General features: G+C 69.1%; 15 protein-coding genes and 1 pseudogene. 7 read left to right on the top strand and 9 right to left on the bottom strand.

Features of this window, described 5'->3' with window-relative positions:
- Positions 1 to 1,210 (bottom strand): hypothetical protein (locus ACY34I_RS34485; protein WP_462759346.1); only part of this gene is annotated, 1,210 nt, incomplete at its 3' end.
- A gap of 120 nt (positions 1,211 to 1,330) precedes the next feature.
- Positions 1,331 to 1,723 carry an MBL fold metallo-hydrolase gene (locus tag ACY34I_RS34480; RefSeq protein ID WP_462759345.1) on the bottom strand — a complete coding sequence of 131 codons (393 nt, stop codon included), beginning with the start codon at positions 1,721 to 1,723 and terminating at the stop codon, positions 1,331 to 1,333.
- Between the two features lie 24 nt (positions 1,724 to 1,747).
- On the opposite strand from ACY34I_RS34480, the gene ACY34I_RS34475 reads away from it, so the two are divergent.
- Positions 1,748 to 2,071 (top strand): response regulator transcription factor, encoded by a 324-nt coding sequence (locus tag ACY34I_RS34475; RefSeq protein ID WP_462759344.1) that lies wholly within the window; start codon positions 1,748 to 1,750, stop codon positions 2,069 to 2,071.
- A 38-nt stretch (positions 2,072 to 2,109) separates the two neighbouring features.
- On the opposite strand, the gene ACY34I_RS34470 is transcribed toward ACY34I_RS34475, so the two are convergent.
- Positions 2,110 to 2,574 carry a hypothetical protein gene (locus ACY34I_RS34470; RefSeq protein WP_462759343.1) on the bottom strand — a complete coding sequence of 155 codons (465 nt, stop codon included), beginning with the start codon at positions 2,572 to 2,574 and terminating at the stop codon, positions 2,110 to 2,112.
- Between the two features lie 385 nt (positions 2,575 to 2,959).
- Between ACY34I_RS34470 and ACY34I_RS34465 the strand changes: the two genes are divergently transcribed.
- The gene (locus ACY34I_RS34465) at positions 2,960 to 3,568 is read left to right on the top strand and encodes a hypothetical protein (protein ID WP_462759342.1); all 609 of its coding nucleotides are present in this window, start codon (positions 2,960 to 2,962) and stop codon (positions 3,566 to 3,568) included.
- A gap of 859 nt (positions 3,569 to 4,427) precedes the next feature.
- Here ACY34I_RS34465 and sigJ read toward each other — a convergent pair.
- A complete protein-coding gene (gene sigJ, locus ACY34I_RS34460; protein WP_462759341.1) occupies positions 4,428 to 5,309 on the bottom strand; it encodes an RNA polymerase sigma factor SigJ in 882 nt (293 codons plus the stop codon).
- A gap of 225 nt (positions 5,310 to 5,534) precedes the next feature.
- Here sigJ and ACY34I_RS34455 point away from each other — a divergent pair, with 225 nt between their 5' ends.
- Positions 5,535 to 6,164: an LUD domain-containing protein gene (locus tag ACY34I_RS34455; RefSeq protein WP_462759340.1), complete on the top strand. Its 630-nt coding sequence runs from the start codon at positions 5,535 to 5,537 to the stop codon at positions 6,162 to 6,164.
- 138 nt (positions 6,165 to 6,302) lie between these two features.
- On the opposite strand, the gene ACY34I_RS34450 is transcribed toward ACY34I_RS34455, so the two are convergent.
- Positions 6,303 to 7,289 carry a LysR substrate-binding domain-containing protein gene (locus tag ACY34I_RS34450; RefSeq protein WP_462759339.1) on the bottom strand — a complete coding sequence of 329 codons (987 nt, stop codon included), beginning with the start codon at positions 7,287 to 7,289 and terminating at the stop codon, positions 6,303 to 6,305.
- Here ACY34I_RS34450 and ACY34I_RS34445 point away from each other — a divergent pair.
- From ACY34I_RS34445 to ACY34I_RS34430, 4 genes are all read left to right on the top strand, one after another.
- A complete protein-coding gene (locus ACY34I_RS34445) occupies positions 7,278 to 7,709 on the top strand; it encodes a YybH family protein (RefSeq protein ID WP_462759338.1) in 432 nt (143 codons plus the stop codon). The two genes, ACY34I_RS34450 and ACY34I_RS34445, sit on opposite strands and share 12 nt — an antisense overlap.
- A gap of 104 nt (positions 7,710 to 7,813) precedes the next feature.
- A complete protein-coding gene (locus ACY34I_RS34440) occupies positions 7,814 to 8,020 on the top strand; it encodes a hypothetical protein (RefSeq protein ID WP_462759337.1) in 207 nt (68 codons plus the stop codon).
- An 89-nt stretch (positions 8,021 to 8,109) separates the two neighbouring features.
- Positions 8,110 to 8,556: a hypothetical protein gene (locus ACY34I_RS34435; protein WP_462759336.1), complete on the top strand. Its 447-nt coding sequence runs from the start codon at positions 8,110 to 8,112 to the stop codon at positions 8,554 to 8,556.
- Entirely contained in the window at positions 8,549 to 10,201 is a 1,653-nt protein-coding gene (locus ACY34I_RS34430) for a multicopper oxidase family protein (RefSeq protein WP_462759335.1), read from the top strand. The genes ACY34I_RS34435 and ACY34I_RS34430 overlap by 8 nt, the downstream gene beginning before the upstream one ends.
- A gap of 173 nt (positions 10,202 to 10,374) precedes the next feature.
- On the opposite strand, the pseudogene ACY34I_RS34425 reads toward ACY34I_RS34430, so the two are convergent.
- The 4 genes and pseudogenes from ACY34I_RS34425 to ACY34I_RS34410 all read right to left on the bottom strand — a co-directional run.
- A pseudogene (locus ACY34I_RS34425) lies at positions 10,375 to 10,623 on the bottom strand (NAD-glutamate dehydrogenase domain-containing protein); the annotation flags it as partial.
- Between the two features lie 101 nt (positions 10,624 to 10,724).
- Positions 10,725 to 11,870: an ABC transporter permease gene (locus tag ACY34I_RS34420; protein ID WP_462759334.1), complete on the bottom strand. Its 1,146-nt coding sequence runs from the start codon at positions 11,868 to 11,870 to the stop codon at positions 10,725 to 10,727.
- An 89-nt stretch (positions 11,871 to 11,959) separates the two neighbouring features.
- Positions 11,960 to 13,486, bottom strand: coding sequence for a sugar ABC transporter ATP-binding protein (locus ACY34I_RS34415; RefSeq protein WP_462759333.1), 1,527 nt, complete (start codon positions 13,484 to 13,486; stop codon positions 11,960 to 11,962).
- 24 nt (positions 13,487 to 13,510) lie between these two features.
- Positions 13,511 to 14,506: a sugar ABC transporter substrate-binding protein gene (locus ACY34I_RS34410; protein WP_462759332.1), complete on the bottom strand. Its 996-nt coding sequence runs from the start codon at positions 14,504 to 14,506 to the stop codon at positions 13,511 to 13,513.
- Positions 14,507 to 14,574 lie beyond the last annotated feature (68 nt).

Raw genomic sequence — 14,574 nt, 5'->3', positions numbered from 1 at the left:
AGGCGATAGCCTGGTCGACCGCCCAGCGGGCGGCAGCCCACGCGAGCGCGGCGTTCAGGTTCGTCCGGCGCTGGGACACGTGGCGGATTTCGTCGCGCAGGACCGTCAGTTTGCCGGCGAGGTGATGCTGCTCGTCACGGCCGGTGAGGCGTTGGTAGTGGTCGGCTTTGGCGTGCAGCCGCTCACCGTGCCGGCGCAGGCGGTGCTGTTTGGCGAGGATGCCGGCGGCCCGGAACTGACCACCCGTCCCCAACGCGCTGATCCGCCCGCCCTCGTGGAGCCGCAGGGCGCCCGCGCTGAGGAGGGTGTTGAGGCCCCAGTCCACGCCGAGCGCCACCGTGTGACCGGTGCGCCGGGCTTTCGGCACGGCGTGCGTGTATGCCATGTCGGCGTGCACCTGCCGGCCGGCCACGCGGACCGTGGGCAGGTGCAGTATCGCCGAGGCGGGAACCGTGGGCGGCAGGCTGATCGGACAGGCCACCCACGTCCAGTCCCGATACGCCTGCGGATCGGGGCGGGTGGGCAACTGCAAGCGCAGCAACACCCTCGCAGGGTCGGTGTCGCTGCGTTCGATGGTGGCCTGCTGCCGGTCACACGCGGCCAGCAGCAGCATCCGCGCGACCCTTGGGACGCCTTCCAGCTCGAACACGTCCACCGGCAGCCGCCCATTGACGGCAAGGAACCTGGCGGCCTGCCGGGTGCGGCCCTTGATGACGCTCGACGGCAGATGCTGCCCGCCAGGGATCGACGCCCGAACCTGCTCCCACTCCCGCGGGGTGCGTTTACGCGGATCGGCCGGCCACGTCGCCAGGACCCCGGCGGTAAGGTCAGCACGCCACGACGCCGAGCGCAGAACCCGCCCGGCCTGCTCCTGCGCCATCCGCACGACCCGGTCATTGACCCTCACACCCACCGGCGCGGTAACCGTCCAGCCCAAGCGCCGCAACGCCATCCACGCATTCGACGGAAGTTTCCGGCCACCCGCGTCGTGTCCGGAGGCCAACACCTCCACATCCGCGCAGTTCCACCGCTCCGCCAACAGGCCGGAGACCATCCCCGCCACCAGATCGGCACACCAGCCGACACGTTGCGCCAGCACCGCCTGCGACAGAACCTCACCGCTCTCCTCGTCCACCCCCGATCGGAGCAACGCACGGGCGCAAGCGGTACGGGAGACCTCACCCTCAGCCAGCGGCAGCTTTCCGGTCACCGACTCATCGCCCCGCCATCGATCCAGGAGAACCCGCGATCACGACCGGCCCACCTCACCGGAATCTCCCCCGAACCAGCCCAAAAGCGAGACGCCACCGTCCACACGGTTAACCTATGATCACCGACGATTCCTAATCAAGTTGGTCAGCCTTTCCCGGATCGAGGAGATGATCGTCGGGACCGAGAACGAGCGGCCGGTGGCGCCGGGACCGCCACAGAACAGGGTGTCGCCGGTGAACAGGACCCCTACTTCGGGCAGGTGCAGGCAGATCGACCCGGGTGAGTGCCCCGGGGTGTGAATCGCCCGCAGTTCCGTGCCCGCCACAGCGATCCGCTGCTCGTCGGTCGCCGGCCAGAACTTCTCGTCCGGGTAGCTCTGCTCCCACAGCTTCTCGTCGCCGGGGTGTAGCAGGACCGGCGCGTAGCACTCCCTGGCGAGACGCGGCGCGGCGGTGACGTGGTCATTGTGCCCGTGTGTGCACACGACGGCGACGACGGCACGGGAGCCCACGGCCTCGGTGATCGACTCCGCGTCGTGAGCGGCGTCGACGGCCGTGCCCGTACGCTGGCCGCCACTGTCGAGCTCAACGCCGTGCCCGATTGGGGCAGCCGCGCCACCATCAGCCTCCCACTCGCTCCAGCTCCCGATCGTTCCGGCGGAAGCAAGCTGAGCAGCCTGAACCGGCGGGAGCTCGAGGTACTTCGCCTTGTCGCCCAGGGGAAACGCAACAAGGCCATCGGCATCGAGCTCGGCATCACCGAAAGCACCGTGAAGTTCCACGTCGCCGGTCTGCTGAAGAAGTTGGAAGTCAGCTCCCGCGGCGAGGCGACGGCGCTGGCGCTCGACGCGGGCATCTAGATCTCTAGTCCGCGGAACGGACCGGCGTGCAGGGCTGGTCAGTTGTCGGCAGCCCAGAAGCGGACCCGGAATCGTTCGACATCCATGATGGGGATGGGGTGGCCCGGTTGGGCTTCGATCCGGCGCAGTTCGGCGCGGCCGGTGACACTCACCTGGGCGTGGTAGCGGCCCGGCGGCCCAAGGGTCAGGATCGGGCTGGCTTGGAACTCCAACATGCCGGAGACGTGTACCGTGCCGTCACTCAGTGCCAGGGTCACCTGCTGCTGAGCGTCCACGTCCTGGCCATCGTCGGGCGGGGCGGCGGACCACAACTCGAGCACGACGCGGGCCCAGTGATAGGAATCCGACGCGCTCATCAGGTACAGGATGTCATCGCCGGCGGAGCAGAGCGGCACCTCGCCGGAGAAGGGGTCGTCCAGAAACTCGGCGGCCGCGCCCGCCACGATGATGAAGCCGTGCTCTGGCGGTAGCAGGGCCTCGACGCTGCCCAGTGGTGCAGTCATCGCCCCTCGTAGTGGTTGCGGGGCCGGACGAACGCCCAGCCCCCGCAATCATAGGTGTGGGAGCACCCCTCAACGCGTTCCAGATCGCCTTCGAGGGCCGGCTCACCCCGGCCAACCACTAACCAACTCAACAACCAAGATCAGCCGTCAATTTGACCCTCCCGCGTCATGCGGACCGTGCCGGTGCCTCGTGTCCACGGTGGTTCGGCCTCGTCCGCCGTGCGTGTGGTCCAGGTCCGTCTCCCCCCGCGCGAGTGATCCGGTCCCCTTTGCAGGGGATGCGTGGGGCTCGGCGTGGCTGCGATCTTGAAATAGCAACGCTCGGCATTGCCCACCGGCTCGTGGCTATCCGCAACGATCAGCGTTTGGACAAGGAGATTTCCCTATGACCGCTCGCACCATCCTGACGAAGCTGCATGGTCGGACGGCGGTGGGCGTGCCCCGCTGGGCCATCCTGGCCGCATACGCCGCCGCCCTGACCACGCTGCCGTCCACCATCTGGCGGATCACAGCCTTCGCCTTTGAGGCTCCGCTCGTGAAGCGCATGGACGCCCCGCCGCCCGGCCACGGTCCGATCCTGTTCGAAGGGATCTGGTACATCATGACGCTCAGCCTCGTCAGCGAGGTGCTGGCATTCCTCGCCCTCGGGCTGGTGTGCCAGTGGGGCGAGGTGTGGCCGAGGTGGATCCCGGGCCTGCGCGGTCGCCGGGTACCGACCCTCGCCGCCGTCATCCCCGCCAGCCTCGGTGCGACCGCCCTGATGATCTTCCCGTACGCGCTGGCCATGATGGCCTCTGGCCGGATGCTCAACGGCAGCCCGGACACGCCGATCACAGAGGGCTGGCAGAGCGTCGCGTTCTGGATCGCCTACCTACCGCTGGCCGCCTGGGGACCGCTGCTCGGTATCTTGACCGTTCACTACCACCGGCGCCGCCGAGCTGCCCAGTCCGCCGCCCCCGGGTCCCGAGAGGCCGAGGTCGCCCTGGCCGGATGACATGCCCATCGAAGACGACTCATAGCGTGCTCGATCATCTATGCAATCACAATGCCCATGATTCGTGGCGGGCTGACGTCGTCCGTACACACTCGACGATCCACTCGTGTTCGCCGACTTCGAATCCTCGATCGACACGGCGTACTGGTGACCTACTCGCCCACGGTCACGTCTACCCAGATCGAGTCGTCAACGACTGCCGATCCCTGGTGCCCTCAACGACCGGCCCTGCCCGGCGTGCCGCGCGCTAACCTGCCACGCATGGTCTACCGCGTCGGGGACGTGCTGCGTATCTCCTGCCCGTTCACGCCAACGGTCGTCACCGGCGTCGACGAGGCGTATGTCAGCGTCCGCTGGCCCTGGTGGGAGGTCGATCCGGACGCGGAGGGCGTGCGCTGGAACGGCGAGGTGGCCCGGCGGCGGCGTTCCGTTCACGCTCACGCTCAAACTGGTCTTCAGGCCGTACGCCTTCCTCGATGCCGGCGGCGGCGTTGCCGACGGTCGTGCATGGCACTTCGATGATCCATGGACCTGGACCGCTTACTTCGGCGCGGGGGGCGTTCCGGCCTGGCCCTTGACCCTACTGACCGGCCGACCGGATCCGGCGGCGGTCACGGCCGCGACCGCTACCGGTTCACACGAAACCGAAGTCACCCGCTGGCGCCGAGCGGCCGGCTTGCAAGACGACGCCCAGCCCCGCTGAACAGACCACGACGCCCACAGCTACGGCGGCCTGCCAAATATCCGGATCTAGCACGCCGCGTGACCTACGCGGACGAGGTATTCGGCAGGGCAAGGTCCATGCCAGCCCATCGCGCACCGCAGCGGACGCGGCGCGACACCACGAGCCGGCATCGCGTCAGGCGGTCGTCCAGGGACGGAGTTTCTCCGGGTTGCGGATGACCCAGATGTGCCTGATCCGGTCGTCTGCGATGTCGAAGGCGAACACTGTCACGGTGGCGCCGTCTTGCTCGGCCACCAGCCCGGGCAGGCCGTTGACCGTGCGTTCCAGGAACGTCGTGGTGCCGGCCGTCCGGTTGGCGATCTCGATCCAGGCGCAAGCGACCTGCTCGGCGCCTTCGATGGGGTCCAGGAAGGCCAAGGCGAGGCCGCCGCCGTCGGCGGTCGCCGTGGCGTCGGGGTCCAGCAGGCCGATGAGGGCGTCGATGTCCTTGGCTTCCCATGCCTCCTTGAAGGCCCTAACGATGCCGCCCTGCTGAATCGCCGGGGTCGCGGGTGCCTGCGCCGCGCGGATGCGGCGGCGGGCTGAGGAGGCCAGCTTGCGGCACGCGGCCGGGGTGCGGCCGGTGATTTCGGCTACCTCGGCGAAGGGGTAGCGGAAGACGTCGTGCAGGATGAAAGCGACGCGCTCGGCCGGGGTCATCGATTCGAGCACGACAAGGAAGGCCATGCCGACCGACTCGTCGAGGGTCACCCGGTCGGCCGGGTCGCCGGCGGTGCCGCCCGGCCGGATGCTGGTCCATTCGGCGAGCTCGGGCAGCGGCTCCGGGATCCATTCGCCCACGTAGGTCTCCCGCCGGGCCCGTGCCGAGCCGAGCAGGTTCAGGCAGATGCGGCTGGCGACCGTCGTCAGCCAGGCGCCTGGGGACTCGACGGCGCTCCGCTGCGGCGCGGACATGGCGTACCAGCGGGCGTAGGTCTCCTGGACGGCGTCCTCAGCCTCGGCCAGGGAACCGAGGAGCCGGTAGGTGAGATTGATCAGGTGCCGCCGCTCGCCCATGACCGCGTCCAGGTCCGGCTCGGATCGGCCCCGCCCTGAATGAGTGGTATCTGGCCCAGATCGGGTGGTCATAGTGCCGCAGGCTCCTTCGGTCGAATCTGCCCTCATCAGGTCGACAAGACAGCGCGCCGGAATGTGAGGCCGGCGCGCCGCCTCACATTCCGCGGGTTTGCGCTGTCGAACTGATGAAGACCCCAGTACATGACCTGGCGAGCAGGAGACATTATGACCACTCCGATCCCGGCACCGCTGTTCACCGACCCGGCGTCCGAGCAGCGCCTGGAGCGGGCGGCCGCCGCGCTGACCGAACACGGCTTCGTCGTCGAGATCCTCGATGACCTCGCTGCCGCTCGTACCCGTATCGAAGAACTCATTCCGGAGGGCGCCGTCGTGTTCACCGGCGCCTGCGAAACCCTCCGCCTGTCCGGCATCGAGGAGGACATCAACAAGAGCGGGCGGTACGACTCCGTCAAGTCACGGGCGCACACCATGGATCGGGCCACCCAAAGGAACGAGATCTGGCAGGCGCTGTCGGTCCCCGACGTCATCGTGGGCAGCGTCGCCGCGGTCACCGAAACCGGCTCCCTGGTGGCCGGCTCGGCCAGCGGAAGCCAGCTGCCCGGCTACGCCGGCGCCGCCGCCCGCGCGATCTGGGTCGTCGGGGCACAGAAGGTGGTGCCCGACCTGCCCGCCGCGCTGCGCCGCGTCGAAGAGCACTGCCTCCCGCTGGAAAACGAGCGCGCCAAGAAGGTATACGGGGTGCCCAGCGCCCTCAACCGCGTGCTCATCCTCAACGCTGAACCCGAACCCGGGCGCGGCACTGTCCTGCTGCTCCGCGAGGCCGTCGGATTCTGAGAATGAGAGCGTGACGTGTGCTGGCACAGGCCCCGTTGAGGCCTGTGCCAGCACTTCCGCGGGTGAGGAGTCACAGTTCCCGTCCACCGGACTGTTCTGGCAGAGCGAAGTCGACACCGGCAAAGACCCAGGCACCGCTTAGGGCCGTTCGCCTTGCGGCGCGCCGGTTGTCCAGTCCCAGCGGGTGATCGTGGTGCGCATCAGGCGGGCGGCGGCTGACAGGTGGCTGTCCGCGCCCCAGTAAAGGGTGACTGTGCGTCGGCAGTCGGCGTTGTCGACGGTGATCCAGGCGACCGGGGCGTGGGGGGCGCTGCGGCGGGCGAAGGCGGGGACCAGGCCGATGCCGAGTCCGGCGCTGATCATGCTGGCGATGGCGCTGTGCTCGTCGCTTTCGCAGACGATCTTCGGGGTGAGGCCGTGGGCGGCGAAGAGCCGGTCGAGCAGGCGGCGGAGCCAATGCCCCTTGCGGGCGGTGACGAAGGGCTGGTCGGCGAGTTCGTCGACGGTCATCGTCGTGCGGTCCGCCAGCGGGTGGCCGAGCGGCACCACCACCGCCACCGCTTCGTCGAACAGGTGCGCCGATTCCAGGCCTTCGGCGTGGATCGGCTGCGAGGCGATGCACAGATCGACGTCCTGGGCACGCAGGCGGCGGCCCATGTCCTCCGACGGCGACCAGTGGAGTTCGATCTCGATGGCAGGATGGGCGCGCTTGAAGGCCGCCAGCGGCCCGGTGAGGGTGAGGAAGGTCTCCGACGCCAGTCTCACGGTGCCCAGGCCCTGACTTGCGGCCTCGGCGACGGCGCGTCGTCCGGCGTCGAGCTCGCCGAGGGCGCGTTCGACGTGATCGCGGAAGAGCTTGCCGGTGTCGTTCAGGCGGAGCCGTCCGCTTCGGTCGAACAACGGCACCCCCAGTTCGCTCTCCAGGCGGGCGATGGTGCGGCTCAACGACGGCTGGGCGACCCGCAGCTCGTCGGCGGCCCGGCTGAGGTGCTCCAGCCGCGCCACCACCAGGAACTGCCGGAGCGAGTTCAGCTCCATCATGCCTTCCGATACATAACGCCATAGCAATACCGGTCTTGGACAGCATAACTCCAAGGTCATAGCGTCGGCGGCATGGGAAATCATGACGCAGCCGGGATCCGCCGGCAGATCGACACGATCGTCGACCGAGTCACCGCCAAGGACCTCGAGGGCTTGAAGCAGCTCTACGCGCCGGACGTCGTGTCCTTCGACGTCGAGCCGCCGCTGCAACACGTCGGCATCGCGGCGAAGCTCGCGAACTGGGCCCGGGTGTTCGAGGTCTTCGACCGTCTGGCTTACGAGGTTCGCGACCTGACCGTCGTCGCGGGCGACGACATGGCGTTCGGATACGCCTTCGCCCGCCTCAGCGGCACGTTGCAGAACGGGGTGGCGATGGACGGCATGTGGGTCAGGGTCACCTACTGCCTCCAGAAGATCGACGGCGCTTGGTTGATCACCCACGACCAGGTCTCGGTGCCGCTCGACATCCTGAGCGGCAAAGGCGTGGTCGACCTCCAGCCCTGACCGTACGCGGATGCCGGCTCTCGTCGCCGACCTCGAAGAAACCAAGCGAAGGGACCATCCGGATCATCGCAGAGGCGATCGGGCGGCCGCTGCGGTTCGCGGAGGTGCCCCCGGAACAGTACCGGGAGCAGATGCTGCACCACCGCATGCTCTCCTCCGTAATCGACCAGCTCATCGCCGGGTTGGCCGCTCGGGACGGCGAGGTCGCGGACATCTCACCCGCGGTCGAGGAGATCGCCGGGCGACCGGCTTTCACCTACGTGCAGTGGGCTGCCCACCGCGCGGCGGCCTTCGACCCGGCACTGGTCTGACGGCCATCACATCCGATCGCGCCCCGGATCTCCCTCCCGGCGCGATCGTCCCATCGAACGAATCGAGAGCGAAGTCAGGAGGGCGCCTCATGGCGACCGCAGCCGAGCGCATCGGCCCGGCCCGCACCGATGCCGCGCACCGTATGAGCCGCACCGGATGGGTTCTGCGGGTCATCGTCAGCGCACATATGGTGGCGATCTTCGGGCAACCGGCGTTCGCCGGCATCTATCTCAGCGGCAACTTCGACGGCCTGCGCTGGCACGAGGTCGGCGCCAACATCGTCACCACCCTCGGCTACCTGCAACTGATCGCGGCGGTCATCGTCTGGGTCCAGCTGCGTCAGGCCCGGCTGTGCCTGGCCACCCTGGCCTTGGTGGCGGCCGAGACGGTCCAGTACTTCGCCGGGATAGACGGGACGCTGTGGCTGCACCTCCCGCTGGGGGTGCTGACCATCGTCGGGCTCGTCGTGCAGTTCATCGCTGTGTGGAGCGGGCCGATCCGGCCGGCCAGCGGTAAGGAGAACGGCGGTGAGTAAGAACCCTGGAATGACCAGGCGCCGGCTGCTGGGTATCGGCGGCACACTCGGGCTGACAGCGGCCACCGGGCTGTCGACCTCGGCCGCGCTGTCCCGCCGCCCGGCGGCCACCGGCGCCGAGTTGCGCAGCGCCATCCCGCTGCCACCCGCGTTCCGCACGCCGTTACCGCTTCCCACGGTGCTGAAGCCGGTCAGCACCTCCGGCGGCGTCGACCGATATGAGGTGACGCAGCGTGAGGTGAAGATGGAGATCCTTCCGGGTGTCAGGACACCGATGTGGACGTACGAGGGAACGTTCCCGGGGCCGACGATCGAGGCGCGCCGCGGCCGGCCGATCACCGTGACGCATCGCAACGAGCTCCCCGTCCCGACCGTCGTGCACCTACACGGCGGGCGGAACACACCGACTTCCGACGGATACCCGACCGACCTCGTCCTGCCCGAAGGCTGGCCGGACCCCGCCGACGGGACGTCGGCCATGCATCAGATGGCTGACATGTCCGGGATGGACGGCATGAGCGCCATGAGCGGCCCGAGCGGGATGGCCGGGATGCGCGATCCACGGGCCGTGGTGACGAGGCTGACCCGGGACTACACGTTTCCGACGGACCAGCGGTCAACGATGCTCTGGTACCACGACCACCGGATGGACTTCACCGCACCCGCGATCTGGCGGGGACTGGCCGGGCTGCACTTCGTGCGCGACGACGCCGAGGACGCGCTCGGCCTGCCCGCCGGCGCGCGTGAGGTGCCGCTGATGATCGCCGACCGCGCGTTCGACGGTGACGGCAAACTCAAATACCCCGCCTTCGACCCCAGCCTGCGGGACCGGCCGGGCGTCCGCGAACCCTACCTCGCCGGAGTCCTCGGCGACGTGATCCTGGTCAACGGCGCCCCCTGGCCGATGCACGAGGTCGACGCGGCCCGATACCGGCTGCGCATCCTGAACGCCTCCAACGCCCGGCACTACGAGCTCGAAGCAGTCACCGACGACGGACGCCGGCTCGACCTCGTCCAGATCGGCGCCGACCAGGGCCTGCTCGCGGCACCGGTCACCCACCGATCCCTACCGATCGCCCCGGCCGAACGCTACGACCTGATCGTCGACTTCACGGACGTCCCCGGCGGCGGCCGCGTCCGGATCCGCAACCGGCTGGGCTCCGGCCGCACCCGCGACGTGATGGCCTTCCGGATCGCCCGCAAGGCCGCCGACGACAGCCGCATCCCGCCCGTCCTGGCGCGCGACATACCGTCATGGCACCGGTCGGACGCGGCCCGGGTGCGCGAGTTCGCCTTCCGCGCCGGGCGCATGCACGGCCGCCACGGCTGGCTGATCGGCGGCCGGCCGTTCGACCCAGCGCGCACCGACGTGACCGTGAACCTCGGCGACGTCGAGGTGTGGCGGCTGATCGCCGACGTCCATCACCCCGTCCATCTGCATCTGGTCGGCTTCCAGGTGCTCTCCCGCGCCGGGAGGCAGCCGTTCGCTCACGACGCGGGCCTGAAGGACACCATCTCGCTGCGGCCCGGCGAGTCGGCGGAGATCATCACCCGCTTCGACGGCTATCGCGGCCGGTACCTCTTCCACTGCCACAACGCAGAACACGAAGACATGGGGATGATGGCCAACCTCGAGATCGGCTGACCCCCGCGGCGCGCAGCAGAAACCCCCGCCGAAGCCATCGCTGACACCCGTGGGGGCCCTGGCCATCCGGCTACGACCGAATCCGCAACCCCCCACTGCAGCGGCACGGCCTGGACCCTGCGCACGGTGGCGGCGATCCTGGCCAACCCGCGCTACACCGGCCGGCAGTCGGCGGCGACGGCGTTGGCGTGGTCGGAGAACGTGGCTGTGCCCTTGTCGGCGGCGACGACCAAGTAGGGGTCATCTCCGTCGTGGCGCACCACGCTCGGCGGTGGGAGGATTTCGCCGCCGTGGCCACGGTTGTCGGTGACGTCGAGCAGGCAGGAAATGAAGGTCCGGTAGGCGGTGGCTCCGTCCTCCAGCCAGCCGTCGCGGTCGTGGGTGGTGTCGTGCAGGTGCTTGGGCACGAATGCGCCTTTGGCCCGCGCCGCGCTGCCGTTGCGGCCCGCCCGTAGGGCAGCGTCGAGGTTCCGGGCGCGCCGCGGCGCAGACCAGCGCACCGCGACCACAGCCGCCGGTGAGGTCACGCGTTTGACTTGATGAATTGCGGTTCCGGTGCCGCGGTGGGTTCGGCCGGTCCCGTCCCGGAACGGCGCCGGCCCAGCCGTTTCCGCAGCAGCGCGCGGTCCCGCTGGCTGGTCGCCGTGTAGAGCGACGCCGCCGCGACCAGAACAGTGCCCTGGACGACGTTCTGGTAGTTCGACCCGATGTTGAGCACGTTGAAGCCGTTGCTCAGGGTGAACAGGATCAGCGTTCCGATCACCGACTTCACCACCACGCCCGAGCCGCCGAACAGCGACGTCCCGCCGAGCACGGCCGCGGCGATGACCGTGAGCTCCGCGCCGTTAAGCACGGTTGGGTCGACCGAGTTGAAGCGGCCCGCGTACACCACACCGACGATCGCCGCGATCACGCCGTTGAGGACGAAGGCGCCCATCTTGTAGCGGTCGACGTTGATACCGGAGAGGCGCGCGGCCTCGGCGTTGCCGCCGACCGCGTAGAGATTGCGGCCGACCACCGTGAAGCGCAGCACGAGGCTGGCGATCAGCGCCAGACCCAGCATGATCCAGACGGGTACGGCCTGGTCCAGCAGGTTGGGGCGGAAGCCGGCGACCAGCAGGACGAGCAGACCGGCGCCCCAGAGCGGCCAGGACGCGGTCAAACGTTCGCGGACAGCACCGGAACGCACAGCCAGCACCACCGCCAGGGCCACCAGCGCGACGCCGATGACCAAGGCGACCGCGAGCGGCATTGCCCAGCGGCCCGTCGCGAAGTCGAGCAGTGCCGTGTTTCGAGCCGTGATGCTCCTGCCGTCGAGGATCGCCTGCACGACACCGCGCACGGCCGTCAGCGTGCCTAGCGTAACGATGAACGCGTTCACGCCGACCTTCTGCACGAGCACAGCGTTGATCAGACCGACCACGGCACCGCAGGCGATCGCGGCCAGCACCGCGAGGAATGTCCCGCTGCCGTCGATCAGCTTGAGCGCCACGGTCCCGGCCAGTGCCGCCGTGGACGCGACCGACAGGTCGAAGTTGCCGGAGATCAGCACCACCGTCATGAAGATCGCGAGGATCCCAATGAGGGCGGACTGCTCCAGGATGTTGCTGAGGTTGACGCTGCTCAGGTAGCTCGGCCGGCCCTGCACGGACGAGGTGATGGTCAGCACCGCCAGCAGACCGATGAAGGCGTAGACGACGCCGGCCGCACGCGGGGCCAGCGCCTTCCGCCAGGCTGACGGCTTCGTAGCCGTGTTGCTCATGATGTTGCTGCCTTTCGGAACCCGCTGGCGATGGCGGTGACTTCGTGGACGTCCGTCTCGGCCGAGACGAGGTCGGCGACCAGCTCCCCGCGCCGCAGGACGAGGATCCGGTCACACGATCCGATCAGTTCCTCGAACTCGGACGTGACGATCAGGACGGCCGCGCCCCGGCCGGCGAGGCGGCGGATGAGGTGCAGGATGTCGGACTTGGCGCCGACGTCGACCCCGGCGGTGGGCTCGTCGAGGAGGAAGATCGAGGCGTTGCCGTACAACCATTTGGCGAAGACGACCTTCTGTGCGTTGCCGCCGCTGAGGTCGCCGACCTTCGAGTCAATCGTTTGCGTCTTGATGCCGAGGTCGTCGACGGCCTGCGTGGCCTGGGCCCGCTCGCGCGCGGTGTGCGGGAACATCCGCCGCCACGACAGCCGTGGCAGGTCCGGCAGCGACATGTTCCGCCAGATCTCCCAGTCGGAGAGGAAACCCTGGCGGGCACGGTCCTCGGGAACCAGCGCCATGCCCCGGCGTACGGCGGCCTGTAGGCTGCGTGGCCGGCCGCGGCCGTTGACGGTAACCGAGCCGGTCGCCGCGCGGTCGGCGCCGTATATCGCCTGAAGCAGCTCGGTGCGGCCGCTGCCGAGCAGGCCGGCGACGCCGACCACCTCGCCCGCCCGCACCTGGAACGAGAGCGGCCCGAAGGAGGAGCCGGACGCCAGGTCGTCGACCGAGAGCACGACTTCACCCAGCGACCGCGCGGCGTCGGGCGCGTCGGCCTCGAACGCGGCCAAACGTTCGCCCACGATCGACGTGATCAAAGCGGCCTCGTCGGTCGACGCGGTCGGCGCGTCGAGCACCACCACCCCGTCCCGCAGCACGGTGAGGTGGTCGGTCAGGGCCAGCACCTCGTCGAGGAAATGCGAGACGTAGATGAACGTCGTGCCGGCGTCACGCAGCCGGCGCACCACGGCGAAGAGGATCTCGCGCTCGCTGGGCGACAGCGCGGCGGTCGGCTCGTCGAGGAGCACGAGCGCCGGGCTGCGGGCCAGCACCTGGAGGATCGCGACCATCTGGCGGGCGCCGATCGACAGGTCGCCGACCAGGTCGTCGCCGTCGAGCGGGTAGCCCACGCGGTCGCACAGCTCCGCCAGTTCCCGCGTACGCCGGGCGCGGTCCCAGCGGACGCCGCCCGTGTGACCGAGGAACACGTTGTCGAGCACGCTCAGGCTGGGCACGAGCGGCATGTGCTGGTAGACGGCCGCGAGCCCGTCGGCCAGGGCCTGGGACGGCGACGACCAGTTCGCCGGCGAACCGCGCCAGGCGATGTCGCCGCTGGACACGGTCTGCGCGCCAGACAGGATCTTGATGAGGGTGGACTTGCCGGCGCCGTTGGCGCCGATCAGTCCGTGAACGGTGCCCGGACGGACCCGCATGCTGACACCGCGAAGGGCGTGCGTACCGGTCCGGTAGACCTTATGAACATTTCGGACGTCGAGAATAGGCGGGGTCCCGCCCGGGTCACTGCTCATGGGATCACCTGAGGATTGGGCCGGTCACCACTGCGGGACGCACGAGTCGACGTTGTCCTTGGTGACGCCCGGGGTCTCGTAGAAGCTGGTCTTCGGCGCGCCGGTGAGCTTGCCGGTCAGCGCGTCGTACATCTGCTGCACGGCCTGGCCACCCTCGTCGAACGGCTTGTAGCACACGGTGCCGTACATCGTGCCTGCCTTGATCGCGTCGATGCCCACCTGGGCCCCGCCGACGCCGATCACCTTCGCGGTGGAGTTGGCCGCCTTGATGGCCGCGCCGCAGCCGACCGCCATATCGTCGGAGATCGCGTAGAAGAGCGCGACGTCCGGGTTCGCGGCCAGAATGTTCTGGCACGCGGCCTGGCCGTCCTGCTTGGTCCAGTTGCCCGGCTGGGTGGCGACGACCGTGAAGCCGCCCTTGGTCTCCAGCGCCTTCGTGAACTCCTGGACGCGGGTCGTGTTCTCCTGGAAGCCGGCGGCACCGGTGATCACGGCGACCTTGCCGCCGTTGGGCACCGCGTCGACGGCCATCTTGCCGGCGGTGGCGCCGGCGCCGACCTCGTCCTCGGTGACGATGAACTTCAGCTTCTGGTACGGGTCCTCAGGCTTGCGGTCGGCGCCGACGTACCCGTGGGTGGTGCCGACCGCGATCCCCGCGGCGTCGGCCTGATCGACCAACGCCTGCGACGGACCGGGCGACAGGGGTACGAGGATGATGCCGTCGACCTTCTGCGCGATGAGGTCCTGCACCTGGCTGGCCTGCTTGGCCTGGTCGCCCTGCGAATCCAGGGTGATCAGCTTGACGCCCAGCTCGGCCGCCTTCTTCTTGGCGCCCTCGGCGATGGCGGCCGGGAAGGTCACCGACTCCTGCTGGTTGGCCAGGCCAATGGTGAGCTGCTTGCCGGGGGCGTCGCTGGCGGTGGCGCCCGAGTCGCTGGAACTCTCGGTGTTGCACGCGGCGGCGGTCAGTGCCAGGGCCACGCCCACACAGATGGCGCCGGCTCTGCGGACAGTTCTCATGTATCTCTCCTGCGTACGTTCGGAAATCCGCTGGTGCTGGACGACGTGGTGCCGGATCTCCTCGGGGA

This window comes from Micromonospora sp. RTBAU3-60, assembly GCF_054963695.1.
The sequence above is the reverse complement of the archived record's forward strand: the minus strand, read 5'-3'. Positions and strand labels throughout refer to the sequence as shown.